Source organism: Streptomyces similanensis, assembly GCF_039543625.1.
Taxonomy (GTDB): domain Bacteria; phylum Actinomycetota; class Actinomycetes; order Streptomycetales; family Streptomycetaceae; genus Streptomyces; species Streptomyces similanensis.
Genome location: NZ_BAABKC010000013.1, coordinates 21,672 through 46,644, shown reverse-complemented (window position 1 = coordinate 46,644; position 24,973 = coordinate 21,672). Strand labels below are relative to the sequence as shown.

Here is a 24,973-nt window from a genome sequence, read left to right as displayed (position 1 = left end):
GCTTCTTCACGGTCAGTCCGGCGAACGCGAGGACGCCGACGCAGACCAGAACCAGCAGGGTTTCGAAGAAGATCTCCACGGGGTGCTCCTTGGTGAGCGGGGTGCGGTACGTACGTACCCGAAGGGCCGGTGCCCAGCTTAGTCGGCCGGGCTCCGGCCCTCTTCCCGAGGTGCGCCCAGCGCTCAGGCGAGCAGTTCGCTCTCCAGGACCACGGTCTGCCGGAAGGGGATCGCGGGGGCGGCGTCCCTGCGGTCCTGCACGATCACGGCCATGACGTCCCCGGCGTTCAGGTAGGCCTGCCGGACCTGCTCGACGCCGTACGGCTTCACCTCGTCGTAGGGGTAACGGGCGACCCCGCTGATGAAGGTGTTGCCCGGGAAGGTGTCGTCGAAGCGGGTCTCCGGCGCGCCCGCGGTGGCGAACGCGGGCCCGGTGAAGGTGCTGAACTCGCCGTAGACCGTGTGGGCCACCGTGCTCGTGTCGAACTGGAGCAGGTAGATCCGGGTGCGGGTGCCGTCCCCGGTGGTCCAGCCGCGGGCGGCGATGTGCCGCAGCCCGTAGTCGGTCAGCAGCTGGCCGGCCTCCTGGCGGTCCCGGCGCGCCGGGAACAGGGCCAGGAAGTCCTTCGTGGGCAGCCAGCCGTCGGTTCCGCGCAGCACCTGATCCTCGCGGGCGCCCTCGGGGGCGGGCAGGAGCAGGCGGCGCAGGTCCGCGTAGTGGGCGCCGGCCCGGTTGTCCACACTGGCGGGCGCGGGCCGGCCGGCGGGCAGCGGCGGCCGGGTGATCCGCGGGTAGGCCCAGCGGCCGTCCGACGCGGTGGCGAGACCGGGCACGTCCGTGCGCTCCATGCCGGTGATCCCGTACGCGGTCCCGGCGCCCACGGCGGCGAAGACGGCGACGACCGCCGTCCAGCGCAGCACGGCCCGCAGGACCCGGCGATCGCGCGGGGGGCGGGCGGGTGCGGGGGCCGCCGGGGGCCGATCGGTGTCGGTCGTCGGCTGCGTCTGCGTCTGCGTCTGCGTCTGCTCGGTCATACGGCCTGTCCCGGGTTGTCGATGCGGTCGAGTTGTGCGGCGACGAACGCGGCGACGGCTTCCCCGTCGATGTCCCCGGGCCCCTCGGCGGTGGCGGTGACCATGACGTCTCCCCGGTAGGCGGAGCAGAGCATGTGGTCGACGTGCTTCTTCCGCCCCTTCCGGTCGTCCTTCGGGGTCAGGAAGCACCGCGCCTCGTCGTGGCCCTTGACCTTCGGTCCCTTGCGGAAGACGTCCACCGCTCCGAAGAGGCCGCTGATGGACCGGGACATGGTGCGCACGGTGTCCCGGCTCTCCATGCGGGACAGCGTGACCTCGGCCGTGAAGAGGTTGTAGTCGAACGTGTCGCCGACGTTGACGACATAGCTGCGCATCGCCATGCCCTTGACGTGCTCCTTGTCGAGCATCTTCTCCACCCGCCGCCGCGCGTCGGACGGCAGGTCCTTGACCGCCTGCTTGCTCAGCGCGGTGGCCTGCTGCCCGCTCAGCTCGGTGTCCGAGCCGAACTCCTCCATGTCGGGGCCGCGTTCGTAGCCGTGCACGCCGTACGGCAGGAGCAGGGCGCTCAGCCCCTTCGCGTTCTGCTTCTTCGCGCTCTTCGCGTCGGGGCCCGGGAACTTCCAGGTCGGTGCGCCGGGCGTGCGGTCGGCGTCCTGGACGGTGACGACGGTCCAGCCGACTCCGCCGACGAGCGCGCAGGCCAGGAGGGCCGAGCCCACGACGGCGGCGATCCGGCCGCGGCGGACCTGCCGGCGCACCGGCTCGGGAGCGTCGTGGCTCTCGGCGGTCCCGGGCGTCTCGGGGGTCGCGGCGGTCTCGGGGTTCGCGGCGGTCTTGGGGGTCGCGGCGGTCTTGGGGGCCTCGGGGGTCTCGGAGACCTCGACGTTCTCGCTCACAGCTTCCCCATCTGGCTCTTGGCCAGGTTCATGATCTCCGCCTTCGAGATCGGCTTGTCGTCGTCGATCGAGATCTCCATGGAGATGTCGCCGCGCCAGCCGTACGCCCGAGCGGTGTACACCGGGAGGTAGCCCGGGTCCTGGTCCGGGGTGTCGTGGACGTACACCCGGCCCTCGCCCGTGCCGGGGATGGGCCAGCTGCGGATGCCGCCGCCGTCCTGGTTGGACTTGCGGACCAGCTCGGTCCAGTTCTTGGCGGCCGGGTTCTCCTCCTGGCGGAACTGCGTGAGGACGACGTCGACCGTGTGCGTCTCGTCCACCTGCCACGACGTCACCGCCGAGCGGCGGAAGCCGTCGCGGGCGAGGTCGATGAAGACACCGGACGGCTGGGTGTACTGCTCCGCGTAGGCGGCCTGGTCCAGCCAGCCGTCCTGGCCCGGCGCGGAGTCGGCGTCCTGGGCGCCCGCGGGCCGTTCGACCAGCAGCTTGCGCAGGTCGCCGTCGACCTTGACGCGGCGGTCCTGCGCGGCCGACAGCGGCTCGACCTCGCCCGTCGCCTGCGGGACCACGGGCTGGGAGAGCGGGGGCAGGGCGGTGGGGCGGCGGTCGGCCTGGATCAGATAGCCGGTGCAGGAGCCGGCCACCGCGCCGAGCACGGCCGCCGCCGCGATCATCAGCGTCGTACGCCCCCTGGGACGGCGCGGCCGGGCCGGGGCCGTGCCGTCAGCGCCCTCCAGGGCGGCGGGCGGGTCGGTCGCGGGCGGTGGCTCCTGGGTTCTCTCGGAGTCCTGCGCCCCTTCGGGGTCGTGCACGAGGTTCCCCCCTCGGTCGGGTGAGGCGCGCGTTCCGTATGCGCGCTCCACAGGAGACCCATGGGTGTTGCACCGAGTTGTAGGGGAGTTGATTACGATTCAGCCATGGCGAAGAAGCTCGTGATCAAGGTGACGGCGGGGGCGGACGCGCCCGAGCGGTGCTCGCAGGCCTTCACGGTCGCGGCGGTGGCCGTGGCCAGCGGCGTGGACGTGTCCCTGTGGCTGACCGGCGAGTCCTCCTGGTTCGCCCTGCCCGGCCGCGCCGCCGAGTTCGAACTGCCGCACGCGGCCCCGCTGCCCGACCTGATCGACTCGATCCTCGCGGCCGGCCGCGTCACCCTGTGCACCCAGTGCGCGGCCCGGCGCGACATCACCGAGGAGGACGTCCTCGCCGGCGTGCGGATCGCGGGCGCGCAGGTCTTCGTGCAGGAGGCCCTCGGTGAACAGACGCAGGCGCTCGTCTACTGAGCCGGCCGCGCCGCCCCGGCGGCGCTCAGTGGCGTTTCTTGCCGTCCAGCTCGTCCCACCACTCGTCGGACTTCGGGTCGCCGGACGGGTCGTCCCACCAGCGGTCCTCGGGACCCCGGCGGTTGGCGACCATGGCGGCGACCGGCGGGATCACCATGGCGAACAGGCACATGCCGACCGCCGCGGGCACCGACCACAGGCGCACGACGCCCCAGGCCAGGACGAACAGCGTGACGCAGATGCCCATCATGACGAAATACGCGTGACGACGGCGTGCGTACATGACTCAAGAGTAGGTCCGCGGCCGCCGGGCGGGCATGCCGAAGGGCCGCACCCCAGGCGTCCAACCCGAGGGATGCGGCCCTTCCGCGGTCTCAGCGGTCGAGCGCGGGTCTCAGACCGCGATCGCGACCTCGGCGAGGCCGCCCTTCTGGGCCACGACCGTGCGGTCGGCGGTGCCGCCGGGGACCAGGGCCCGGACGGTCCAGGTGCCCTCGGCCGCGTAGAACCGGAACTGGCCGGTGGCGGAGGTGGGGACCTCCGCGGTGAACTCGCCGGTCGAGTCCAGCAGGCGGACGTACCCCGTCACGGGCTCGCCGTCACGCGTCACCTGGCCCTGGATCGTCGTCTCACCGGGCTTGATCGTCGAGGCGTCGGGGCCGCCGGCCTTCGCTCCGCACATGTCGTACTCCTGTAGAGGGGTCTTGAGGGGTCGGGAGGGTTACTTGCCGGAGCCCAGCTCGATCGGCACGCCCACCAGGGAGCCGTACTCGGTCCAGGAGCCGTCGTAGTTCTTGACGTTCTCCACGCCCAGCAGCTCGTGCAGCACGAACCAGGTCAGCGCGGAGCGCTCACCGATGCGGCAGTAGGCGATGGTGTCCTTGGCCAGGTCGACGTCCTCGGCGGCGTAGAGGGCCTTCAGCTCCTCGTCCGACTTGAAGGTGCCGTCGTCGTTGGCGTTCTTGGACCACGGGATGTTGGCGGCCGACGGGACGTGGCCCGGGCGCTGCGACTGCTCCTGCGGCAGGTGCGCCGGGGCGAGCAGCTTGCCGGAGAACTCGTCGGGCGAACGGACGTCCACCAGGTTCTGCACGCCGATGGCCTTGACCACGTCGTCGCGGAACGCGCGGATGGAGGAGTCCTGCGGCTTGGCCCGGTACTCGGTCTTCGCGCGCTCGGGCACGTCGGTGCCGTCGACCAGCTCGCGGGCGTCCAGCTCCCACTTCTTGCGGCCGCCGTCGAGGAGCTTGACGTTCTCGTGGCCGTACAGCTTGAAGTACCAGTAGGCGTAGGACGCGAACCAGTTGTTGTTGCCGCCGTACAGGACCACCGTGTGGTCGTTGGCGATGCCCTTGTCCGACAGGAGCTTCTCGAAGCCGGCCTGGTCGACGAAGTCGCGGCGGACCGGGTCCTGGAGGTCCTGGGTCCAGTCGATCCGGATGGCGTTCTTGATGTGGTTCTTGTCGTACGCGGACGTGTCCTCGTCCACCTCGACGATGGCGATGTTCGGGTCGTCCAGGTGGTCCTGGACCCAGTCGGCGTCGACCAGTACGTCGCTACGGCTCATGCTCAATCTCCTCCGGGGCAGTTACGGCGGGGCGTGCGAGTGCGAGGGGCGCGCGGGCGCACGGACGGGCGTCGGCGTGCGTGGCGCGCGGACGGCCCCGGGCCAGGCGGGGCCTGCGGGATACGGGAGACGCGCTCCCGCTCAGAAGGAGCGACAGAGCATGGCGGCAACGCGGCACAGGTCCACTGCCCGCCGCTTCGTGAGATCCGCCTGTCGCTTCATGATGACGATCGTAGGGAGGGACAGGCGGCCATGTCACCGGCATGTCGCATGGTGAGACGGGATCGTCCGCACTGTGGGATCGGTGGCGTGTCCCGGGGCTCCCCGTGCCCGCTTCGCACCGCCTCCGGACGCCGGCGCCCGCCCGCGCGCCGACCGTGCGGACGGGGGCGTCTCGCCTGTCGGACAATCGGTCTGCTGCCCGGCGGGCGATCGGTCGGCTGCCCGGTAGGCAGTCGGGCTGCTACCCGGCGAGCGATCGGTCGGCTACCCGGCAGGCAGTCGGGCTGCTACCCGGCGAGCTTGACGTTCGAACCCTTCACCGTGATCTCGACGCCGCCCGCCGCCGCCCGCACCGAGTCCAGCCGGATGCCGCCCGGCAGCTGGTCGATCGCCTGCTGGAAGTCGGTGATCGACCGGATCCGGTCCTCGATCAGCGCCACCCCGGGCAGCTTCGGCAGGGAGTCGGCGCGCACCTGCATCCGGTTGTCCTTCACCGCGACCGAGCTGAGCACGGAGACCGGCTGGCCGCCGACCTTGAGGGTGACCTTGATCCGGCCGTCGCCGCCGTCCGCCAGCCCGACCACCTGCGCCGTGATGCCGAGGCCGATGTCGGTGGGCTCAGACTTCGCCGCCTTCAGCAGCTCGTCGTAGGCGATGGTGGCGGTGCCGGTGGCGGTGGCCGCGGTGGCCGAGCTGTAGTCGCCGGAGAAGGTCACGTCCCGCATGTGGGCCTTGAGGTCGTCGATGCGGATCTTCTGGCCGGCCTTGCCGGTGTCCGCCTCGTAGTCCTTGATGCCGACCTCGACGTCGTCCAGTTCGCCGCTCGCCATCTGGGTGAGGAAGGGGAAGCCCTTGATGGACACGTCGGGGGTGCTCGCCAGGTTCTGCGAGGTGCGGAGCTTGTCCGCGGCCTGGTCCTCCGCGAAGTACACCGCGACCCGGTCGACCACCACGAACAGCACACCAAGGATCACGACGACGATCAGAAGTACTCGCAGCGCGCGCATGCGGTGTTTCCCCCACCTCTGGGCTCGCGGCGACCGGCCGGCCGCCCGCCGCGAGCCTAGCCCCGGCCGTCCGCCGGACCGGGGGATTGTCGATCACCTGTGACAGGGCCGACCCGCCCCGCGCGCGATCCGTACGGGCATGTCGGACCCGCACGGCATGTCATCCACGCGGGGCGCCGGGGCCGCCCGGTCCGCCCGTCCCGGCGGTCAGCCGAGCGCGCGGCCCAGCACCCACACCGCCGGGGCCGCCGCCGTCAGGGGCAGGGCGACGCCCGCGGTGAAGTGGACGAAGCGGGAGGGGTAGTCGTAGCTGGCCGCGCGGTGGCCGATCAGGGCGCACACCGCGGCGCCCGCGCCGAGCACCGCGCCCTTCGTGCCCAGCCCGGTCGCACCGCCGACCGCGACGCCGGCGCCCGCCGCCGCGAGCAGCGCGACGACCACCGAGGCCGCCGTGGGCAGCGGCAGGGCGCGGGCGAGGACGGCCACCGCGACCGACGCCGCGCCGACCGTGACCGCGTCCGCGCCGCCCGCCAGGTAACCGGTCGCGACGATGGCCAGCGCCGCCGCGGCGACGGTCGCCGTCAGGCCGTACATCCGCTCGTCCGGGTCGGCGTGGGAGCGCAGCTGGAGGACGAGGGAGAGCAGCACCCACACCCCGAGCGTGCCCAGGATCGCGGCGGGCGCGTGCGCGCGGCCGGTGGCCAGCACCGCCGCGTCGCAGACGAGCGCGCCGGCGAAGCCGAGGGCGATGCCCTGCCGGGCCGGCCACATGCCGTTGAGCCGGAACCAGCCCGCGGCCGTCACGGCCTGGAGCAGCACCAGCGGTACGAGCAGCGCGTACGTGCCGACCTGTGCCGCACCGGCGAGCAGCAGTCCCAGCAGCGCGGTGAGGGCGGCGGGCTGCATCCCCGGTTCGATGACCGGCGAGCGGCCCTCCGCGCGGGCCCGCTGGGCGTCGGTGACGCGGGCGTTGCCGCCCAGGGTCGCGGGGCCGTAGCCGGACCCGGCGCCGTCGGCCGCGGCCTCGGGGGCCGCCGAGGCCTGCCGGCCGTGGGCCGGTTCCTGAGCGGGGGTGGCGTAGGGCCCGGCGGCGGACGGCTGCTGATGCTGCTGCTGCCGAGCGGCGTACGCCTCGGCGGCGGACGGTTGCCGCTGCTGGGTGTGGTGGGCCGGCGCCGGGGCGGGCTGGTCCTGGTGGCCCAGCGGGGTCATGTAGGCCGTCGGGGCGGGCGGCTGCGCCGTCGCGTCGATGCGGCTGTGGGTCTGGGTCTCCCAGGTCTGCCCCTGCCACTCCTGCGTGTACGGGTCGGCGTGCGCCTCGGCGTGCGCGTCGCCGTACGGCTGCTGCTGCCCGGGCCACGCCTGCGGCTGGGACGGCGCCTGCGCGTGCGGCTGGGGCTGTCCCTGAGGGTGCTGCTGCCCCTGGGGGTGCTGCTGGGCGTAGGGGTCGTACGGGTCGTACCCCTCGTAAGGGGCCCCGTACGGGCCCTCGTGCGGCGGCACCTCATACGGCCGGTCGGTCATCGCTCACCCTCCTGCGAACGGCGGGAGCACCTCGACCGTGCCGCCCTCGATCAGCCGTACGGTCTCATGCCCGCGCGTTCCCACCGGGTCGCCGTCGATGAGGAACGAGCAGCGCAGCAGGACGCGCGCGAGTTCGCCGGGGTGCCGCTCGCGCACGGCGTCCAGCGCCTCGGCGAGCGTCAGCGCCTCGCAGGGCTCCTCGGCGACCCCGGCCGCGGCCTTCGCCGCCGCCCAGTAGCGCACGGTGACCTTTGCCATCCCGTTCCTCGAAAATCGTCGGTGTCGTCGGACACGCCTCAGGCTAGCCCGCCTGTGCGAGGGCCCAGCGTGCCATGCGGTCCAGGAGGGCGTCGGGGGCGGCGTTCTCGGCGTGGCCCATGCCGGGCTCCAGCCACAGTTCGCCGTGGTCGCCGGCGGCGGCGGCCAGCGTGCGCGGGTGGTCGAGCGGGAAGTAGGCGTCCCGGTCGCCGTGCACGATCAGCAGCGGCACCGGCGCGATCCGCCCGGCCGCCGCCACCGGGGAGAGCGGGACCGGGTCCCAGTCGCGGTGGTGGATGCGGGTGCGCAGGCCGTAGCGGCCGACCAGGCGGCCCGTGCGGCGCATGACGAGCCAGTGCAGCCGGCGCATGGGGGCGGTGCCCCGGTAGTACCAGCGGGCCGGCGCGCTCACCGAGATCACGGCGTCCGTCCGCGCCGCCCCGCTCCCCTCACCGGCGTCGCCCGCGTCGCCCACCCCGCTCCCGGGGCCGTACAGCGCCGCGTGCCGCAGCACGACCGAGCCGCCCATGGAGAAGCCGACGGTCGTCACGCGCGTGTGCCCGAGGCCGCGCGCCCACGCCACCGCCGCGGCCAGGTCCAGCACCTCCCGGTCGCCGACCGTCGAGCGCCCGCCGGAGGACCCGTGGCCGCGGAAGGAGAAGGTCACCACGGCCCCGTACCGGGCGAAGGCCCGCGCCGCCCGGCGCACGTGCGGCCGGTCCAGATCCCCGGTGAAACCGTGTGCGATCACGAACACCTGATCGACGCCAGATGTCCCCGAAGGGTCGCCCGCGTGTCCCGCGGCGCTCCCGCGCCCGGCCGCCCGCGGCTCGTACCGGGCGTCGACCGCCACCCCGTCGGCGGTGCGCAGAAACCGCCTGACAGGCGTCCGCGGCGCCGTCCCGGCATCCGGGACGGCCGTTGAACGCGCCACATGACCTGCCGGATCCGAGCTCATGTCGGCTATTGTGCTGGGAAGAGGACTCGGGCAGTGAAGCCCCCGGGTCCTTTTGTGCTTTCGGAAGCGTTGTATACGACGCGGGAAACCGCAGGTGTACGGCGTGACGGAGGCGCGGTGGCTCTTGGGGTTCCTCGGAATTCCCGGGATCCGCGGCGGGCCCCAGGGGCGCGGGACCCGCACCACGACGAAGCGACGATGAGTGCCGCATACGTCCTCGCAGGGACCCGAGGAGGAACCAGACGCCATGGACGAGCGAACCGTGCACGAAGAACGCGTGACGACCCGGGCAGGTGGGACGCGATGAGTTCTCTGCTGCTGTTGACCAACGCCCTGCAACCGTCGGCGGAGGTACTCCCCGCCCTCGGTCTGCTGCTGCACAACGTGCGCGTGGCCCCCGCCGAGGGCCCCGCGCTCGTCGACACGCCGGGCGCCGACGTCATCCTGGTCGACGGGCGCCGCGACCTGCCGCAGGTGCGCAGCCTGTGCCAGCTGCTGCGCTCGACCGGCCCCGGCTGTCCGCTGATCCTGGTCGTGACGGAGGGCGGCCTCGCGGCGGTCACCGCCGACTGGGGCATCGACGACGTCCTGCTGGACACGGCCGGACCCGCCGAGGTCGAGGCCCGGCTGCGGCTGGCGATGGGCCGGCAGCAGATCGGCGGCGACGACTCCCCGATGGAGATCCGCAACGGCGACCTCTCCGTGGACGAGGCCACCTACAGCGCCAAGCTGAAGGGCCGGGTGCTGGACCTCACCTTCAAGGAGTTCGAGCTGCTGAAGTACCTCGCGCAGCACCCGGGCCGCGTCTTCACCCGCGCCCAGCTGCTCCAGGAGGTGTGGGGCTACGACTACTTCGGCGGCACCCGCACCGTGGACGTGCACGTACGGCGGCTGCGCGCCAAGCTCGGCCCCGAGCACGAGTCGCTGATCGGCACCGTCCGCAACGTCGGCTACCGGTTCGTCACCCCCGAGAAGGGCGACCGGGCGGCGGACGAGACGAAGGGCAGGGCCAAGGCGAAACCGGGCCGCGCGGAGCGGACGGACGACGCGAACCGGGACGAAGCGGACGACTCCGCGGGCGCGGCCCGCACGGAGGTCACGGCGGAGGCGTGAGGGGGGTCCGGCAGGGCGTTGCGGCCGCACATCCACGTCGTGATACGCCCTGCCCGCGAGCGGGTCCATCCGCGTAGACTCCGCGCGTGGCCAAGGTGACTCGGGACGACGTGGCGAGACTGGCGGGGACTTCCACCGCCGTGGTCAGCTACGTCATCAACAACGGACCCCGGCCGGTCGCCCCGGCCACGCGCGAGCGCGTCCTCGCCGCGATCAAGGAGCTGGGGTACCGGCCCGACCGGGTGGCGCAGGCGATGGCCTCGCGGCGCACCGACCTGATAGGGCTGATCGTCCCGGACGCCCGCCAGCCCTTCTTCGGGGAGATGGCGCACGCGGTCGAGTGGGCGGCCGCCGAGCGCGGCAAGATGGTCCTCGTCGGCAACTCCGACTACGTCGCCGAGCGCGAGGTCCACTACCTGCGCGCCTTCCTCGGGATGCGGGTCTCCGGCCTCATCCTCGTCTCGCACGCGCTCAACGACCTGGCCGCCGCCGAGATCGACGCCTGGGACGCCCGGATCGTGCTGCTGCACGAGCGGCCCGAGGCGATCGACGACGTGGCCGTGGTCACCGACGACCTCGGCGGCGCGCAGCTGGCCGTACGGCACCTGCTGGAGCACGGCTACGAGTACGTCGCCTGCATGGGCGGCACGGCCGACACCCCGGCGGTGGGCGACCCGGTCTCCGACCACGTCGAGGGCTGGCGGCGCGCGATGGCCGAGGCCGGCCTGCCGACCGAGGGCCGTCTGTTCGAGGCGCCGTACAACCGCTACGACGCCTACCGGGTCGGCCTGGAGGTGCTGGCCGGTCCGGACCGGCCGCCCGCGGTCTTCTGCTCCACCGACGACCAGGCGATCGGCCTGCTGCGGGCCGCGCGGGAGCTGCGCATCGACGTGCCGGGCGAGCTGGCGGTGGCCGGGTTCGACGACATCAAGGAGGCGGCGCTCGCGGACCCGCCGCTGACGACGGTCGCCTCCGACCGCTCCGCGATGGCCCGCTCGGCGGTGGACCTGGTGCTGGACGACGGGCTGCGGGTCGCGGGCTCGCGGCGCGAGCGGCTGAAGGTGTTCCCGTCCCGGCTGGTGGTCCGCAGGTCCTGCGGCTGCGCGTAGCGTCGTCTTCCGCTTCGGTCACACCGGGGTCCGCGGGCCGTCCTCGCTCCACTCCGCGAGCCGTCCTTATATCGGGCATACGCGGTTCTGTCGGGCTTCTCAGCAGGGCCTCAGGAAGCTCTCATGATCCCGGGTCACTCTCAATGACATGACCGAGAGCATCCGCCGCAGCGGCGAGTACGAGGACCCCCAGGGTGACGGGCACGACCCGTTCGCGTACCGGCAGCAGCACGCCTCCACGCCCGTGAACCCGGAGTGGCCGCCCCCGCCGGCGTACGCCCCGGCGCAGCCCGCGGCCACCGCGCCGACGGCCGCGTACGGCCACGGCGGCTACGGCGGCTACGGCGGTCATGGCGGCTACGGCGGTCACGGCGGCGCGGGCGGGAGCGGCGGCGACGGCTCCACCGCCGTCCTGCCGGCCGCACCGGCCGGAACTCCCGGTCACGCTCCCGCGCCGGCGCCGAGGAAGCGCGCCAGGGGGCCGCTCGCGCTGCTGGCCGCCGTGGCGATCGCGGCGGCGGCCGTGGGCGGCGGCACCGCCTTCGCCTTCCAGGAGCTGACCGGCAAGAACACGGTCGCCGCCGGCGCCGCCGGCACCAGCGTGGTGCCCACGAGCCAGCGGGGCAGCATCTCCGCGATCGCCAAGGCGGTCAGCCCGAGCGTCGTGGAGATCACCGCCACGCTCGCCGACGGCACCTCCACCGGCTCCGGCGTGATCGTCACCGGCGGCGGTGAGGTCGTCACCAACAACCACGTCGTCGCGGGCGCCTCCTCGGTCAAGGCGCGCACCAGCGACGGCCGGACCTACACCGCGCAGGTCGTCGGCACCGACAGCTCCAAGGACCTCGCCCTGATCAAGCTGGCGGACGCCTCCGGGCTGAAGGCGGCGACGCTCGGCGACTCCGCCGGTGTGGCGGTCGGCGACCAGGTCGTCGCGATCGGCTCCCCCGAGGGCCTGACCGGCACCGTCACCAGCGGCATCGTCTCCGCCCTGCACCGGGACGTCACCGTGTCCACCGACGAGAGCCAGGAGCAGGGGCAGGGGCAGGGGCAGGGCGGCGGCCAGTGGCCGTTCCAGTTCGGCGGCCGGCAGTTCAACGGCGACACCGGCTCCTCCACCACCACCTACCAGGCGATCCAGACCGACGCGTCCCTCAACCCGGGCAACTCCGGCGGTGCGCTGATCGACATGAACGGCGCCATCGTCGGCATCAACTCGGCCATGTACTCGTCGTCCACGGCCAGTGGCTCGGACTCCTCCGGCGCGGGCAGCGTGGGCCTCGGCTTCGCCATCCCGATCGACACCGTCAAGGCCGACCTGGCCAAGCTGCGCTCCGGCTCCCAGAGCTGAGACGGCGACCTTCCGGGGGGACCTGAACCGGCGAACAGGAGAACGTCATGATCCAGCAGATCGCGCACGAGAAGGCCGACACCGTCGGCGTGACCGTTCCCGCGGGCGTCGCCCTCGCCCTGGCCGTGGCGAAGGAACTCCACAGCCCGGCCAACCTGCCGGTGGACGGCCTCGCCGACTGCCTCCCGGACGGCCTGCCGGCCAGGCGCACCGCCGCCCCGGCGGGCACCGCCGCTCTGGCGGACCAGGTCCCGGCCGCGCTGCACGCGGCCCCGGCCGCCACCGGTCGCGCGGACACGGGTCCGGCGGCCGACAACCGGGCGCACACGGGTCCGGCGGCCCACGGCCGGGCGTACACAGGCCCGGCGGCCGACGGCCGGCTCCGCACGGTCCCGGGTCATCCGGGCCCGGCCGCCGAGGAGCAGGTCCGCCCGGCTCCCGCCACCACCGCTCCCGCCACCACCGCCGGTGCCGACGTCACCGCCCGCCGGCACCCGGCCTCCCCCGGCAGCCCCCGTACCGCCCCGGCCCCCTCCGGCCCTCCCGTCCCCGCCGACCCGCACGCTCCCGCCGACCCGCGCACTCCCGCCGGCCCTCCCGTCCTCGCCGCGCACCGGATCCCCGAGGCCGCCGAGGTGCCGCAGCTGATGGGGCTGCGCACACCGGCCGCGCGCCCGCACCGCCACAAGGTGCCGCTGCGCCGGCTGACGGCCATGGCGGCTTGAAGGGCACGGGGCGGCCGGGAAACATGCGAGCCTGAGGGGCGTCCCGCCAGGACCGCCCGACCGCCCGACCGCCCGACCGCCCCACGCCAGTCCACCACCACCCGAGGAACGCCCACCGATGAGCCCCGCCGACGGCGACCGCGACCGTGACCCCCAGCGCATCCTGATCGTCGACGACGAGCCCGCGGTGCGCGAAGCGCTCCAGCGCAGCCTCGCCTTCGAGGGCTACGGCACCGAGGTCGCCGTGGACGGGGCGGACGCGCTGGAGAAGGCGGCCGCCTACCGGCCCGACCTCGTCGTCCTGGACATCCAGATGCCCCGCATGGACGGCCTGACGGCGGCCCGCCGCATCCGCGGCACCGGCGACACCACCCCCATCCTGATGCTGACCGCCCGCGACACCGTCGGCGACCGGGTCACCGGCCTGGACGCCGGCGCCGACGACTACCTGGTCAAGCCGTTCGAACTGGACGAACTGTTCGCCCGGATCCGCGCCCTGCTGCGCCGCAGCTCCTACGCCGCGGCCGTGGCGGGCGCCGCCGACGAGGGCGACGTGCTCGCCTTCGGCGACCTGCGCATGGACCTCGCCACCCGCGAGGTCACCCGCGGCGGCCGCCCGGTGGAGCTGACCCGCACCGAGTTCACGCTCCTGGAGATGTTCATGGCCCACCCGCGCCAGGTGCTCACCCGCGAGCAGATCCTGAAGGCGGTCTGGGGCTTCGACTTCGAGCCCTCGTCCAACTCGCTCGACGTGTACGTGATGTACCTGCGGCGCAAGACCGAGGCCGGCGGCGAGCCGCGCCTGGTGCACACCGTGCGCGGCGTCGGCTACGTCCTGCGGCAGGGCGGCGCGGAGTGAAGGGCGCCGTGCGCCGCTACCGCGCCCTGCCGATGCGGTCCCGGCTGGCGCTGCTGGTGGCGGCCGCGGTGGCGTTCGGCGTCGCCGTGGTGTCGGTGACGTGCTGGTTCATCGTCCGCGGCCGGCTCCTCGCGCAGGTCGACGAGGACCTGAAGCAGGCCACCCAGCAGCCGCAGCACTACTCCGACGTGGTGGGCGCCCTCAGCGACTGCACCCAGACCCCGCAGGGCTCCCCTAGCGAGCTGCGCACCCGCGGCAACTACTACCTCCAGCTGGTGCGGGCGGACGGCACCGCCTGCGTCTCCTCGAACTCCGCCGGCGTGGTGAAGGTGACCGCCTCCGACCGCGACGTGATCCGGCGGCTCAGCGGTAGCGGCAACCGCGACGGGGTGCAGGTGCTGCGCAACGGCACCGCCAGCGACGGCACGTCCGTACGGGTGCTGACGCTCCCCCTGATCGTCACCCAGGGCCTGGGCACCGAGCCCCACCTCTTCCCCGGCACCGCCCTGCTCATCGCCACCCCCCTGGAGAGCACCCAGCGGACCCTGAACGACCTGGCGCTGATCCTGCTGCTCGTCTCCGGGATAGGCGTCGTCGGGGCCGGCGCGGCCGGCCTCGCGGTGGCCCGCGCCGGACTGCGGCCCGTCGACCGGCTCACCGAGGCCGTCGAGCACGTGGCCCGCACCGAGGACCTGACCATCCGCATCCCCGTGGCGGACGACAGCGAGGACGAGATCGCCCGGCTGTCGCGCTCCTTCAACTCCATGACCGCCTCCCTGGCCTCCTCCCGCGACCTCCAGCAGCAGCTGATCGCCGACGCCGGCCACGAACTGCGCACGCCCCTGACCTCCCTGCGCACCAACATCGAACTCCTCACCCGCAGCGAGGAGACCGGCCGCCCGCTGCCCGAGGCCGACCGCAAGGCGCTGCTGGCGTCGGTGAAGGCGCAGATGACGGAGCTGGCCTCGCTCATCGGCGACCTCCAGGAGCTGTCCCGCTCCGACAGCCAGCGCGGCGAGCGCATCCAGGTGATCGCGCTCCAGGACACCGTGGAGGCGGCGCTGCGCCGGGCCCGGCTGCGCGGCCGCGAGCTGACCATCACGGCCGACGTGGAGCCCTGGTTCGTCCGCGCGGAGCCGGCGGCGATGGAGCGCGCGGTCGTCAACATCCTCGACAACGCGGTGAAGTTCAGCCCCGAGGGCGGCACGGTAGAGGTCCGGCTCGCCGACGGCGTCCTCACCGTCCGCGACCACGGCCCCGGCATCGCCGCCGACGAACTCCCGCACGTCTTCGACCGTTTCTGGCGCTCACCGAGCGCCCGCGCGCTGCCCGGCTCGGGTCTCGGGCTGTCCATCGTCGCCCGCACGGTCCGCCAGTCCGGCGGCGAGGTCACTCTGTCCCCGGCCGCCGGCGGCGGCACGGTGGCCACCGTACGGCTGCCCGGCGCACCGACCCCGCCGCCGGAGACCCCGCCGCGGACGCCGCCCGCCGCCCCGTAGCGCCCCGTCGGGGCGCGGCCGCGCCCATGGCGGGCGGTGCCCCGGGCGTGCCCTGCGCTGCCGGGCGCGGGCCGCGGCTCTGTACTCTCTGAGCCATGACCAGCGACGACAGCGCACCGATCGCCCGCCGGCTCGAAACCCTCTCCGAGCCGACCCCGGAACAGGCCGACGCCGTGCTGGAACTGCTGGCGGCGGCGGCCCGCGCGGACGGCCGGCAGGCGGTGTCCGAGCAGGGCCGGCTGCAACTGCGCGGCGGCGCCCGCGCAGGCGTGTCGCACCTGCTGCTCAGCGTCGACGGCGACCTCGTCGGCTACGCGCAGCTGGAGGACACCGACCCCGTGGAGGCGCCCGCCGCCGAGCTGGTCGTCCACCCGGCGCACCGCGGGCACGGGCACGGGCGGGCGCTGGGCGCGGCGCTGCTGGCCGCCTCCGGCAAGCGACTTCGGGTCTGGGCGCACGGCGGGCACTCCGCCGCCCGGCACCTCGCCCAGGTCCTCGGCCTCACCCTCTTCCGCGAACTGCGCCAGATGCGGCGGCCGTTGACGGACTTCGCCCTGCCGGAGGCGGCGCTGCCCGAGGGCGTCACGGTACGGTCCTTCGTCCCCGGTCAGGACGACGCCGCGTGGCTCGCGGTGAACGCCGAGGCGTTCGCCCACCACCCCGAGCAGGGCTCCCTCACCCAGCGGGACCTCGACGACCGCGAGGCCCAGCCGTGGTTCGACCCGGCCGGTTTCTTCCTCGCCGAGCGCGCGGGTCGGCTGGTCGGCTTCCACTGGACCAAGGTCCACGCCGAGGAACGGCTCGGCGAGGTGTACGTCGTCGGCGTCCGCCCCGGCGCGCAGGGCGGCGGCCTCGGCAAGGCCCTCACGGTGATCGGCCTGCGCCACCTCGCCGAGGCGGGCCTGCCGACCGCGATGCTGTACGTCGACGCCGACAACAAGGCGGCGGTGACGGTCTACGAACGCCTGGGCTTCACCACGTACGAAACGGACCTGATGTACCGCACGGAGACCTGACAGACCCCGCGGGACGTGGTGCGCGGGCGGGGCGCGGCCCGTGGGCCTCAGGTGCCGTGGAGCGGTGCCGGGGCGTCGGGGTCCGGTGGGCGGCGGGTGCGGAGCGCGGGCCGACGTCTTCGCAGCGGCTGCGGCAGGCAGGCCGCGCACAGCACCGCCGCCCAGCCCAGCAGCGCCGCCCACCGCCGGTGCGCCTGGCCCCAGTCCGGGTCGCCGGGCGGGGCCAGCAGGTCCCACCGGTTCGGCAGCAGCAGCGCGGCCACGGCCAGCGCGAGCAGGGCGAGGGCGGCGCCCGCGCCGGGTCCCGGCTCGCTCCGCAGCCGTACCGAGGCCGCCGCCAGGGCCACCGCGCCCGCCCCGATCGCGGCCGCCTCCAGCGTGACCGCGCCGGCCGGCGGCCGGGCCGCGGCGGGCACGAGGAACAGCACCGCCGCCCACCACCCCGCCGCGAGCGGCGCGACGAGCGCCAGGCGCAGCCCGGCCCGCACGGGCCGCCGCACCGGGACCGTCTCGGTGGTGTGCCGGGCGGGGTCGTCGAACAGGAACGCCAGCCCCAGCCCGCCGGCCAGTGCGGCCAGCCGGAGCACCAGCAGGCCGATCAGCGCGTCCGGCTGCTGCCCGGGCAGCCGGGTGCCGGCGGCCATCGCCGCGCCCGCGCCGCCCGCGGCCGCCAGCGCCCGCCAGGGCAGCACCCGCCACACCGCGCCGGCCAGCGCCCGCAGCGCGGCCCCGCGTCCCGCGTCGCCTCCAACCGTCACTCGGAGCACGAGTTCCCTCCCTCCGCGCCCAGGCCGGTGGCCGCGACGCCCAGCAGCTCCGCCGCCCGGGCCGTGGAGACGCCGGGCCTGGTCAGCTCGGTCCAGCGGGCCTTGACCCGCGCCGTCACCTCCGCGCGCGGGCGGTGCAGCAGCTCCGCCACGACCTTGGTCTGGCCGGCGCTCATCAGCAGCCCGGACGTGGGCGTCAGGACGTACGAGCCGCCCTCGGTGCTGTCGTCCAGCCGGACGGCGCGCAGTTGGCCGAGCGGGTCGTCGGCGGCGCCCAGCGCGAGCCACATGACGGCCACCACCCGGCCGTCGCACACCTCGCCGCCGGCCTTCTCGTCGCCCGCGACCAGCGTGGAGGCCAGCCCGGTCGAGAACTCGGGTACCCGGTTGCCGCCCCAGCGGGTGCCCACGGTGACGACGCCGGGTGCGGTGAGCGGGTCGTAGGAGGAGTCGCCCTCCAGGCCGTAACGGGCTTCGACGCGCTGCCGCACGGTCAGCGGCCGGGCGGCGGCGGGGCCGGGCGTCAGCGAGCGCACCCGCTCGACGGCCTCGGCCCAGTCGGCGGTGCGGCCGGTCCACTCGGGCAGCGCGCAGTAGGTCGTCGCCCCGCGCACGGCACAGCGCTCGACGCTCTCCGGGTGCTCGGACACCTGCGCCCGGGCCGCCTGGAGCGCGGCCGACGGGCCCGGGGACTGGCCGGCGATCCCGGCGGCGGTGGCGGCCAGCGCGAGGGCGGTCGCCGCCTTGATCCGGGCGGTGCGGCCGCCGCTGCGCAGCAGCGCCGCGCACAGCAGGAGCGCGATCAGGCCGGTGAGGTAGAGGGCGTGCCAGGCGGCCGGGCGGCCGATCAGGTCGGAGGGGAGCGGATCGCCGCCGGACTCGGCCACCACCGGGGACAGCCATTGGGTCCAGTGGCTGTCCGCGAACACCAGGGAGTCCAGGACGACGACGTACGCGGTGACCGCGAGGAGCGGGGCGGCGAAGGCGGAGGGGACCAGCCGGGCCAGCAGCACGCCCGCGACCCCGCACAGCAGCACCGTCAGCGGGGACACCGCGAGTTCGAAGACGGAGCCGTGGCCGACCGCGCCGGGCCTGAGCGCCGCCCAGCCGAAGCGCACGGCGACGATCAGGCCGCTGAACAGGGCGAACGGGACGACGGAGAGGGCGTGCCCGAGGGTGCGCCGCCACGGGTCCATGGCCAGGGTGCCGAAGTGCCGGTCGGTGTCCTGGCGGCGGGAGCGCAGCACGGCCCGGTTGGCGCAGAGGAACAGGGCGACGCCGAGCAGCACGGCGCTGGTCTGGGTCTCCCGGTCGGCGTCCTGGAGGGCGGGGTAGCCGGCCATGCCCTCGTGGCCGGTCAGCTCGTGCCAGCCGAGGTGCCCGGAGATCATCTGCCGGACGACGGCGACCGTGTACACGGTGAAGAAGACCAGGACGACGATCTGCTGGAGCAGTTCGCGCGCCTCGAACAGGGCGAGGGCGAGGACGGCCCGGGCGCGCGGGCCGCCGGGGGCCGCGGCGGGGGTCACGGCGGCGTCCGGGGCGGTGACGGTCGTGGTCATCGGGTGACCGCCTGTGCGCCGGTGTCGTCGAGGGTGAGCAGGTAGCCGTCCTCCAGGGTGGGTTCGAGCAGGTCGGCGCCCTCGGGCGGATCGCCCACGTTGCGGAAGGCGCCGGCGCCGGTGCGCCAGCCGGCGCGGGCGCCCGGGTCGCGTTCGGCGCTGGACCACACCCGGCCGGCGGCGCGGGCGGTCAGCTCGGCGGGGGTTCCCTCGAAGCGGACGTGGCCGCCGGCCATGACGATCACCCGGTGGCAGAGCATCGCGACGTCCTCGGTCTGGTGGGTGGACAGCAGGACGGTGCGGCCCTCGCCGGTGCGGGTGATCAGCTCCCGGAAGCGCATCCGCTGCTCGGGGTCGAGCCCCGCGGTGGGCTCGTCCAGGACGAGGAAGCGGGGGTCGCCGACCAGGGCGGCGGCCAGGGCGACGCGCTGGCGCATGCCGCCGGACAGGCGCTTGATCCGCCGGCCGCGCACGTCGGCGAGGTCGACCTCCGCCAGCACCCGCCGCACCTCGCGGTGGCGGGCGGCGCGGTCGGTCAGCTCCTTGAGGATCGCCACGTAGTCGACGAACGCGAACGCCGTGAAGTCCGGGTGGAAGCCGGGGTTCTGCGGCAGGTAGCCGAGGGTGCGGCGCACCGCGAGGCGGCCCGCGGCGGTGCCCGGGTCGTGGCCGAGGACGGTGAAGGCGCCCCGGTCGGCGGGCACCGCGGTGGCGAGCACCCGCAGCAGCGTGGTCTTGCCGGCCCCGTTGGGCCCGAGCAGTCCGGTGATGCCCTCCTCCAGCCGCAGCGCCACGTCGTCGAGGGCGACGGTGCCGCCGTAGCGGAGGGTGAGCCCGGAGGCGGAGACGGTGACGGTCACGAGGCACTCCCGTGCGGAAGGGGGGCGTCGAAGACGCCGGGGGCGGGGAAGCGGCGGGGCGCCGGGGCGGGGCGGACGCGGGACGCCCGGGCCGGCCGCCGGGGGGCGGGGCGGGCGCGGGTCATGGCGTGCCTCCGTAGGGGCCGCCGGTGGGCGCGGTGCGGTCGGCGGCGAAGTCGAAGCGGTCGCGGAGGTGGACGAGGAGGACGACGGCGAGGGCGGCGACGGCCGCGGCGGCGCCCTGTCCGGCCGCGGTGAACGGCGGCAGCGGCGCGTCGCCGTGCCGTCCGGTCGCGGCCACCGCCAGCAGGGCGATCCAGCCGCCGCCGGTCAGGGCGGGCGCGAGGACCGCGCCCAGTCGCGGGGTGAGCGCGAGCCCAGTCGCGGTGAGGGCGAGCGCGGGCAGCAGCCAGGCCAGCGCCCGCAGCCCGTAGCCGGGCAGGGCGAGGGTGGCGAGCCCGTTCATGCCGAGCCCGACGGCCAGCACGGCCACCGTCCGCACCAGCACCAGCCGGAACCCGTGCAGCGGCGCGACGACGGCCATCTCGTACGCCGGGTCGCACACGGGCCCGTACGCCAGCGCCACCCCCGCCAGCGGCAGCAGCGGGGCGAGCGCGAGGAACAGGGTGGGCGAGTCGGCCTGGCGCAGGGCGTCGGAGGCGGCGACGGTCATGACCAGGACGGCGGTCACGGCCAGCAGCCAGGACCGGCGCAGCACCGGTGTGGCGGCCAGCAGCCGCGCGGTGTGGTCGGCGACGCCGCACCGCAGCAGCAGCCGTTCCAGCAGGCTCGGGCGCGGTGCGTCCAGCTCGGCGTCGAGCCGGGCCCAGCCGGCGTCGAGCACGGCCGGGTCGGCGAGGCCGGCGAGCCGCACCCGGCACTCGGCGCAGCCGGCGAGGTGGGCGTCGGCGGACCACAGCAGCGGCGGGGCCAGCTCGCCCCGGTCGTAGGCGCGCAGGTCCTCCTCGGCCAGGTGCCAGGTCCGACGAGGGTTGGTGTCGCCGCTCATGCCAGCGCCTCCCGCAGTTGCTTGCGGGCACGCATCGCCCGCGTCTTGACCGTGCCGGGCGGAATGCCGAGCAGTACGGCCGCCTCCCGGGTCGTGAGTCCGTCGATCACCGTGGCCTGCAGGACCGCCCGCAGCTCCGGTGACAGCCGGGTGAGGGCGCCCGCGAGGTCCCCGTGCTCGACCCCCGAGAGCACGCGTTCCTCTGCGGACGCCTCGTCGCGGTGGCGCAGCCGGGCGAGCGCCTGGCGCAGCCGGCCGCGGGCGCCGTCGCCGCGCAGCGCGTCGACCAGCCGGCGGGCGCCGATCCGCCACAGCCAGCCGGCCACGTCGCCGTCCTCGCGGTAGACGGCCTTGCCGCGCCAGAGGGCCAGGAAGGTCTCCTGGACGACGTCGTCGACCATCGCCGGGTCGGCGCACCGCCCGCGCAGCCGCGCGGCCAGCCACGGCGCGTACCGCCGGTACAGCTCCTCGAAGGCGCGCCGGTCCCGCTCCGCGGCGATGCACCGCAGCAGCTCCCCGTCGCTTCTCGTTCCGCTCACAACCCCTCATCGGCCGGGACCGTCCGTCCGGTTCACTGCCCGGCCCACGATTTTCCCGGCGGCTGCCGAGGGCGGAGTTCCGGGGGAGGTCCGCCCCGGCTTTCCCGGGCCGGGACAACCGACCCGCTCCCCCTCAAGGAACCCCCTCCCCCGGAACCCGCGAGCCGTGTCCCGCTAGCCCGCACGTCATGTCGCCGTAACCGGTGATTCAGACTGGCTTGCGACGCTCACCCAATGAAGCCCGCCGTGCCCGAGCCCCCGCCGCCCCCCGAGGGGTCCGCCGCCGTGCTCCCGCCCGCGCTTTCCGACGCGCCTGTATCGCCCCCCGCGCGGAAGAATGGATTCATGAGCCAGTCAGACGCCCAGGCAGCACAGGTCCAGCCGCTCCAGCCGGTCCAGCCCTCCGTGGGCGCGATCGCCGCCCACCGCTCGCACACCGTGGCGGCCGCGGTCTCCGACCTGGACCCCGACATCGACGCCGACCTCGACGGCTACGACGAGTCGGCGGACGGCGCCGACACCCTGCCGCAGGGCCGCTTCCTCGACCGCGAACGCAGCTGGCTCGCCTTCAACGAACGGGTCCTCGAACTCGCCGAGGACCCGAACACCCCCCTGCTGGAGCGCGCGAACTTCCTCGCCATCTTCGCCAGCAACCTGGACGAGTTCTTCATGGTCCGGGTGGCCGGCCTCAAGCGCCGCATCGCCACCGGCGTGGCCACCCGCTCCGCCTCCGGGCTCCAGCCCCGCGAGGTGCTGGAGATGATCTGGGCGCGCTCGCGCGAGCTGATGGCCCGGCACGCCGCCTGCTACCACGAGGACGTCGCCCCCGCCCTGGCGGAGGAGGGCATCCACCTGGTGCGCTGGAGCGAACTGACGGACAAGGAGCAGGCCCGCCTGTTCACCCTCTTCCGCCAGCGCATCTTCCCCGTGCTGACCCCCCTCGCCGTCGACCCCGCGCACCCCTTCCCGTACATCTCCGGCCTCTCCCTGAACCTGGCCGTCGTGGTGCGCAACCCGGTCACCGGACACCGCCACTTCGCCCGCGTCAAGGTGCCCCCGCTGCTCAACCGCTTCCTGGAGAGCTCCCCCGGCCGCTACGTCCCCCTCGAGGACGTCATCGCCGCCCACCTGGAGGAGCTGTTCCCGGGCATGGAGGTCCTTGAGCACCACACCTTCCGCCTCACCCGCAACGAGGACCTGGAGGTCGAGGAGGACGACACCGAGAACCTCCTCCAGGCACTGGAGAAGGAGCTGATGCGGCGCCGCTTCGGGCCGCCGGTGCGCCTGGAGGTCGAGGAGTCCATCGACCGCGAGGTCCTGGACCTCCTCGTGCGCGAGCTGAAGATCGGCGAGGCCGAGGTCTACCCGCTGCCCGGCCCCCTCGACCTGACCGGCCTGTTCCGCATCCACAGCCTGGACCGGCCCGAGCTGAAGTACCCGAAGTTCATCGCCGGCACCCACCGCGACCTCGCCGAGGTCGAATCGGCCTCCCCGCCGGACATCTTCGCCGCGCTGCGCAGCCGCGACGTCCTGCTGCACCACCCCTACGACTCCTTCTCCACCTCCGTGCAGGCCTTCCTGGAGCAGGCCGCCGCCGACCCCGACGTCCTCGCCATCAAGCAGACCCTGTACCGGACCTCGGGCGACTCCCCGATCGTGGACGCGCTCATAGACGCCGCCGAGTCCGGCAAGCAGGTCCTCGTCCTGGTCGAGATCAAGGCCCGCTTCGACGAGCACGCCAACATCAAGTGGGCGCGCAAACTGGAGGAGGCCGGCTGCCACGTCGTCTACGGCCTCGTCGGCCTGAAGACGCACTGCAAACTGTCGCTGGTGGTCCGTCAGGAGGGCGACGACACGCTGCGCCGCTACAGCCACGTCGGCACCGGCAACTACCACCCCAAGACCGCCCGCCTCTACGAGGACCTCGGCCTGCTCACCGCCGACCCGCAGGTCGGCGCGGACCTCTCCGACCTCTTCAACCGGCTCTCCGGCTACTCCCGCCGCGAGACCTACCGCCGCCTGCTCGTCGCCCCCAAGTCCCTGCGCGACGGCCTGGTCTCCCGCATCCACAAGGAGATCCAGCACCACCGCGCCGGACGCCCCGCGTTCATCCGTATCAAGGTCAACTCCATGGTCGACGAGGCGGTCGTCGACGCGCTGTACGCCGCCTCGCAGGCCGGCGTCCCCGTCGACGTGTGGGTGCGCGGCATCTGCGCGCTGCGCCCCGGCGTCCCCGGCCTGTCGGAGAACATCCGCGTCCGCTCCATCCTCGGCCGCTTCCTGGAGCACTCCCGCGTCTTCGGGTTCGGCGGCGGCGGCGAACCCGAGATGTGGATCGGCAGCGCCGACATGATGCACCGCAACCTCGACCGCCGCATCGAGGCCCTGGTCCGGGTCACCGATCCCACCCACCGGGCCACGCTCAACCGGCTGCTCGAGACCGGCATGTCCGACACCACCGCCTCCTGGCACCTCGGCCCGGACGGCGAGTGGACCCGGCACGCGACCGATCCGGACGGCCAGCCCCTGCGCAACGTTCAGGAGATGCTCATAGACGCCCGGAGGCGCCGGCGTGGCACAGCGACACCTTGACCCGACGGATTCCACGGCCGCCGCCGCGTCCGTGCCCGCCGCCGCCCTCGCGGCGTACCTGCGCGCCCAGGCGACGGAGTTCCTGCGCGCCCTGCGCCTGCACCAGGAGAGCGGCGGCGGGGCGGGCGGCCCGGCGGAGCCCGTCGACGCGGCGCGCGCCCTGCGCCGCTCGGCCCGCCGCATCAGCGGCAGCCTGCACACCTTCCGCCCCCTGCTGGAGGAGACCTGGGCAGAGGAACTCCGCCCCGAACTCGCCTGGCTCTCCGGCACCCTGGCCCTGGAACACGCCTGCCACTCCCGCCTTGACCGCCTGCTCCAGGCCCTGAACCGCCTCTCCCCGCGGGCCGACGCGCCCGCGGACGCGCTCGTCGAGGTGGCCGCGGGCAGTCGTGCCGCCGGGACGCCGGGGACCGCCGCCGCACCGGAGCCCGCCGCCGGCGCCCGGGGCAGAGCGGGCGCCGCGGTGCCCGCCACGGCACCCGCCGGCCCGGTCCCCCGTCCCACGACTCCGGCGAGAGGCCCCGCGCCCTCGGACCGGGGCAACCTCACCGTCGGCGCCGCCAAGGCGGGCGCCCTGCTCGACCGCCAGCTCACCCTGGCCCGCACCCGCGCCCACTCCACCGCCCTCCAGGCCCTCGGCTCCGCCCGCTTCCACGCGGTGGCCGACAAGGTCGCCGTCCTCGCCAGCGACGTCCCGCTCACCCCCGCCGCGCACACCGCCGACCTGCGCCCCCTGGCCGCCGCGGCCGAGGAGCGGCTGACCGACGCCGTCGCCGCCCTGCCGCTGGTCACCGCGGGCAGCCCGTACAACGCGGCGGCACTGATCCACGGCCTGTCCCCGGACCCGGCGCCGCACCCGCAGGACGCCCCCTGGCACCAGGTCCGGCTGCTGCTGCGCCTGCACCGCTACGCCTGCGAGGCGCTGCGCGGCGGCGAGGACCCGGACGCGCCGGTGGACCCGCGGCTGCTGGCGGCCGGCCAGGCGCTGAACCGGCACCGGGACGCCGCCGAGGCGGCGGCGGCCGCGTCGGCGGCGGCCCGCACCCCGCGCATCGCCCCGGCGACCGCGTACGCGCTCGGCGTGCTCCACGCCGACCAGCGGCACGAGGTGGAGGCGGCGCGGTTCGCCTTCCAGCAGTCCTGGCAGAAACGGACGGTCGGCGCCGGCTGAGCGCGGCGCCGGCGCGCCACCGCCCGGAACCGCGGTACCGAATCACCACCCCGC

At 74.7% G+C, this 24,973-nt stretch carries 26 protein-coding genes; 10 read left to right on the top strand and 16 right to left on the bottom strand.

Features of this window, described 5'->3' with window-relative positions; all coding sequences use genetic code 11:
• Positions 1-183: 183 nt before the first annotated feature.
• The 3 genes from ABEB07_RS05285 to ABEB07_RS05275 are packed head-to-tail and all read right to left on the bottom strand — an operon-like array spanning position 184 to position 2,743.
• Positions 184-1,035: a hypothetical protein gene (locus ABEB07_RS05285; RefSeq protein ID WP_345667230.1), complete on the bottom strand. Its 852-nt coding sequence runs from the start codon at positions 1,033-1,035 to the stop codon at positions 184-186.
• On the bottom strand, positions 1,032-1,931 hold the full coding sequence (locus ABEB07_RS05280) for a hypothetical protein (RefSeq protein WP_345667229.1): 900 nt from the start codon (positions 1,929-1,931) through the stop codon (positions 1,032-1,034). Before ABEB07_RS05280 ends, ABEB07_RS05285 begins: the two co-directional genes overlap by 4 nt.
• Positions 1,928-2,743, bottom strand: coding sequence for a hypothetical protein (locus ABEB07_RS05275; protein ID WP_345667228.1), 816 nt, complete (start codon positions 2,741-2,743; stop codon positions 1,928-1,930). The genes ABEB07_RS05280 and ABEB07_RS05275 overlap by 4 nt, the downstream gene beginning before the upstream one ends.
• A gap of 105 nt (positions 2,744-2,848) precedes the next feature.
• Here ABEB07_RS05275 and ABEB07_RS05270 point away from each other — a divergent pair, with 105 nt between their 5' ends.
• Complete coding sequence (locus ABEB07_RS05270; RefSeq protein ID WP_176149534.1) at positions 2,849-3,211, top strand: DsrE family protein; 363 nt, start codon at positions 2,849-2,851, stop codon at positions 3,209-3,211.
• 25 nt (positions 3,212-3,236) lie between these two features.
• On the opposite strand, the gene ABEB07_RS05265 is transcribed toward ABEB07_RS05270, so the two are convergent.
• From ABEB07_RS05265 to ABEB07_RS05235, 8 genes are all read right to left on the bottom strand, one after another.
• Entirely contained in the window at positions 3,237-3,494 is a 258-nt protein-coding gene (locus ABEB07_RS05265) for a DUF3099 domain-containing protein (RefSeq protein ID WP_164582603.1), read from the bottom strand.
• Between the two features lie 111 nt (positions 3,495-3,605).
• Positions 3,606-3,893: a DUF1416 domain-containing protein gene (locus ABEB07_RS05260; RefSeq protein WP_009189358.1), complete on the bottom strand. Its 288-nt coding sequence runs from the start codon at positions 3,891-3,893 to the stop codon at positions 3,606-3,608.
• Between the two features lie 39 nt (positions 3,894-3,932).
• A complete protein-coding gene (locus ABEB07_RS05255) occupies positions 3,933-4,778 on the bottom strand; it encodes a sulfurtransferase (RefSeq protein ID WP_345667227.1) in 846 nt (281 codons plus the stop codon).
• A 141-nt stretch (positions 4,779-4,919) separates the two neighbouring features.
• Complete coding sequence (locus ABEB07_RS39150) at positions 4,920-5,000, bottom strand: putative leader peptide (RefSeq protein WP_351515640.1); 81 nt, start codon at positions 4,998-5,000, stop codon at positions 4,920-4,922.
• 287 nt (positions 5,001-5,287) lie between these two features.
• Positions 5,288-6,007, bottom strand: coding sequence for an LmeA family phospholipid-binding protein (locus tag ABEB07_RS05250; protein ID WP_164582606.1), 720 nt, complete (start codon positions 6,005-6,007; stop codon positions 5,288-5,290).
• A 207-nt stretch (positions 6,008-6,214) separates the two neighbouring features.
• Positions 6,215-7,531, bottom strand: a complete 1,317-nt coding sequence (locus ABEB07_RS05245; protein ID WP_345667226.1) for a hypothetical protein — start codon at positions 7,529-7,531, stop codon at positions 6,215-6,217.
• A 3-nt stretch (positions 7,532-7,534) separates the two neighbouring features.
• A complete protein-coding gene (locus ABEB07_RS05240; RefSeq protein ID WP_345667225.1) occupies positions 7,535-7,789 on the bottom strand; it encodes a MoaD/ThiS family protein in 255 nt (84 codons plus the stop codon).
• Positions 7,790-7,832: 43 nt separating this feature from the next.
• Entirely contained in the window at positions 7,833-8,747 is a 915-nt protein-coding gene (locus tag ABEB07_RS05235) for an alpha/beta hydrolase (RefSeq protein WP_345667224.1), read from the bottom strand.
• A 303-nt stretch (positions 8,748-9,050) separates the two neighbouring features.
• Here ABEB07_RS05235 and ABEB07_RS05230 point away from each other — a divergent pair, with 303 nt between their 5' ends.
• The 7 genes from ABEB07_RS05230 to mshD all read left to right on the top strand — a co-directional run bounded on the left by ABEB07_RS05230 (position 9,051) and on the right by mshD (position 16,419).
• Entirely contained in the window at positions 9,051-9,860 is an 810-nt protein-coding gene (locus ABEB07_RS05230; protein WP_345667223.1) for a response regulator transcription factor, read from the top strand.
• A gap of 86 nt (positions 9,861-9,946) precedes the next feature.
• Positions 9,947-10,969: a LacI family DNA-binding transcriptional regulator gene (locus ABEB07_RS05225; RefSeq protein WP_176149541.1), complete on the top strand. Its 1,023-nt coding sequence runs from the start codon at positions 9,947-9,949 to the stop codon at positions 10,967-10,969.
• 148 nt (positions 10,970-11,117) lie between these two features.
• Positions 11,118-12,320 (top strand): S1C family serine protease, encoded by a 1,203-nt coding sequence (locus ABEB07_RS05220; protein ID WP_345667222.1) that lies wholly within the window; start codon positions 11,118-11,120, stop codon positions 12,318-12,320.
• Between the two features lie 47 nt (positions 12,321-12,367).
• The gene (locus ABEB07_RS05215; RefSeq protein ID WP_345667221.1) at positions 12,368-13,045 is read left to right on the top strand and encodes a hypothetical protein; all 678 of its coding nucleotides are present in this window, start codon (positions 12,368-12,370) and stop codon (positions 13,043-13,045) included.
• 118 nt (positions 13,046-13,163) lie between these two features.
• Positions 13,164-13,904 carry a response regulator transcription factor gene (locus tag ABEB07_RS05210; RefSeq protein WP_164585160.1) on the top strand — a complete coding sequence of 247 codons (741 nt, stop codon included), beginning with the start codon at positions 13,164-13,166 and terminating at the stop codon, positions 13,902-13,904.
• The gene (locus tag ABEB07_RS05205) at positions 13,901-15,403 is read left to right on the top strand and encodes a sensor histidine kinase (RefSeq protein ID WP_345667218.1); all 1,503 of its coding nucleotides are present in this window, start codon (positions 13,901-13,903) and stop codon (positions 15,401-15,403) included. The genes ABEB07_RS05210 and ABEB07_RS05205 overlap by 4 nt, the downstream gene beginning before the upstream one ends.
• Before the next feature lie 95 nt (positions 15,404-15,498).
• Entirely contained in the window at positions 15,499-16,419 is a 921-nt protein-coding gene (mshD, locus tag ABEB07_RS05200; protein WP_176149545.1) for a mycothiol synthase, read from the top strand.
• Between the two features lie 47 nt (positions 16,420-16,466).
• Here mshD and ABEB07_RS05195 read toward each other — a convergent pair whose 3' ends face one another.
• From ABEB07_RS05195 to ABEB07_RS05175, 5 genes are all read right to left on the bottom strand, one after another.
• Positions 16,467-17,186, bottom strand: a complete 720-nt coding sequence (locus ABEB07_RS05195) for an ABC transporter (RefSeq protein ID WP_345667217.1) — start codon at positions 17,184-17,186, stop codon at positions 16,467-16,469.
• On the bottom strand, positions 17,174-18,748 hold the full coding sequence (locus tag ABEB07_RS05190) for an ABC transporter permease (RefSeq protein ID WP_345667216.1): 1,575 nt from the start codon (positions 18,746-18,748) through the stop codon (positions 17,174-17,176). Before ABEB07_RS05190 ends, ABEB07_RS05195 begins: the two co-directional genes overlap by 13 nt.
• A complete protein-coding gene (locus tag ABEB07_RS05185; protein WP_176149547.1) occupies positions 18,745-19,608 on the bottom strand; it encodes an ABC transporter ATP-binding protein in 864 nt (287 codons plus the stop codon). Before ABEB07_RS05185 ends, ABEB07_RS05190 begins: the two co-directional genes overlap by 4 nt.
• A gap of 121 nt (positions 19,609-19,729) precedes the next feature.
• Positions 19,730-20,617, bottom strand: a complete 888-nt coding sequence (locus ABEB07_RS05180) for a zf-HC2 domain-containing protein (RefSeq protein WP_345667215.1) — start codon at positions 20,615-20,617, stop codon at positions 19,730-19,732.
• Positions 20,614-21,156 carry an RNA polymerase sigma factor gene (locus ABEB07_RS05175; protein ID WP_176149549.1) on the bottom strand — a complete coding sequence of 181 codons (543 nt, stop codon included), beginning with the start codon at positions 21,154-21,156 and terminating at the stop codon, positions 20,614-20,616. The genes ABEB07_RS05180 and ABEB07_RS05175 overlap by 4 nt, the downstream gene beginning before the upstream one ends.
• A gap of 234 nt (positions 21,157-21,390) precedes the next feature.
• Here ABEB07_RS05175 and ABEB07_RS05170 point away from each other — a divergent pair, with 234 nt between their 5' ends.
• Together ABEB07_RS05170 and ABEB07_RS05165 are read left to right on the top strand one after the other, a co-directional pair.
• Positions 21,391-23,748, top strand: a complete 2,358-nt coding sequence (locus ABEB07_RS05170) for an RNA degradosome polyphosphate kinase (protein ID WP_425588952.1) — start codon at positions 21,391-21,393, stop codon at positions 23,746-23,748.
• Positions 23,729-24,919 carry a CHAD domain-containing protein gene (locus tag ABEB07_RS05165; RefSeq protein WP_345667213.1) on the top strand — a complete coding sequence of 397 codons (1,191 nt, stop codon included), beginning with the start codon at positions 23,729-23,731 and terminating at the stop codon, positions 24,917-24,919. The genes ABEB07_RS05170 and ABEB07_RS05165 overlap by 20 nt, the downstream gene beginning before the upstream one ends.
• Positions 24,920-24,973: the final 54 nt, after the last annotated feature.

Coding starts and splice junctions, on each gene's coding strand:
- ABEB07_RS05170 (WP_425588952.1), top strand. CDS start 21,391: ATGAAGCCCGCCGTGCCCGAGCCCCCGCCGCCCCCCGAGGGGTCCGCC.
- ABEB07_RS05245 (WP_345667226.1), bottom strand. CDS start 7,531: ATGACCGACCGGCCGTATGAGGTGCCGCCGCACGAGGGCCCGTACGGG.
- ABEB07_RS05240 (WP_345667225.1), bottom strand. CDS start 7,789: ATGGCAAAGGTCACCGTGCGCTACTGGGCGGCGGCGAAGGCCGCGGCC.
- ABEB07_RS39150 (WP_351515640.1), bottom strand. CDS start 5,000: ATGAAGCGACAGGCGGATCTCACGAAGCGGCGGGCAGTGGACCTGTGC.
- ABEB07_RS05265 (WP_164582603.1), bottom strand. CDS start 3,494: ATGTACGCACGCCGTCGTCACGCGTATTTCGTCATGATGGGCATCTGC.
- ABEB07_RS05190 (WP_345667216.1), bottom strand. CDS start 18,748: ATGACCACGACCGTCACCGCCCCGGACGCCGCCGTGACCCCCGCCGCG.
- ABEB07_RS05230 (WP_345667223.1), top strand. CDS start 9,051: ATGAGTTCTCTGCTGCTGTTGACCAACGCCCTGCAACCGTCGGCGGAG.
- ABEB07_RS05215 (WP_345667221.1), top strand. CDS start 12,368: ATGATCCAGCAGATCGCGCACGAGAAGGCCGACACCGTCGGCGTGACC.
- ABEB07_RS05180 (WP_345667215.1), bottom strand. CDS start 20,617: ATGAGCGGCGACACCAACCCTCGTCGGACCTGGCACCTGGCCGAGGAG.
- ABEB07_RS05270 (WP_176149534.1), top strand. CDS start 2,849: ATGGCGAAGAAGCTCGTGATCAAGGTGACGGCGGGGGCGGACGCGCCC.
- ABEB07_RS05260 (WP_009189358.1), bottom strand. CDS start 3,893: ATGTGCGGAGCGAAGGCCGGCGGCCCCGACGCCTCGACGATCAAGCCC.
- ABEB07_RS05255 (WP_345667227.1), bottom strand. CDS start 4,778: ATGAGCCGTAGCGACGTACTGGTCGACGCCGACTGGGTCCAGGACCAC.
- ABEB07_RS05220 (WP_345667222.1), top strand. CDS start 11,118: ATGACCGAGAGCATCCGCCGCAGCGGCGAGTACGAGGACCCCCAGGGT.
- ABEB07_RS05285 (WP_345667230.1), bottom strand. CDS start 1,035: ATGACCGAGCAGACGCAGACGCAGACGCAGACGCAGCCGACGACCGAC.
- ABEB07_RS05250 (WP_164582606.1), bottom strand. CDS start 6,007: ATGCGCGCGCTGCGAGTACTTCTGATCGTCGTCGTGATCCTTGGTGTG.
- ABEB07_RS05235 (WP_345667224.1), bottom strand. CDS start 8,747: ATGAGCTCGGATCCGGCAGGTCATGTGGCGCGTTCAACGGCCGTCCCG.
- mshD (WP_176149545.1), top strand. CDS start 15,499: ATGACCAGCGACGACAGCGCACCGATCGCCCGCCGGCTCGAAACCCTC.
- ABEB07_RS05210 (WP_164585160.1), top strand. CDS start 13,164: ATGAGCCCCGCCGACGGCGACCGCGACCGTGACCCCCAGCGCATCCTG.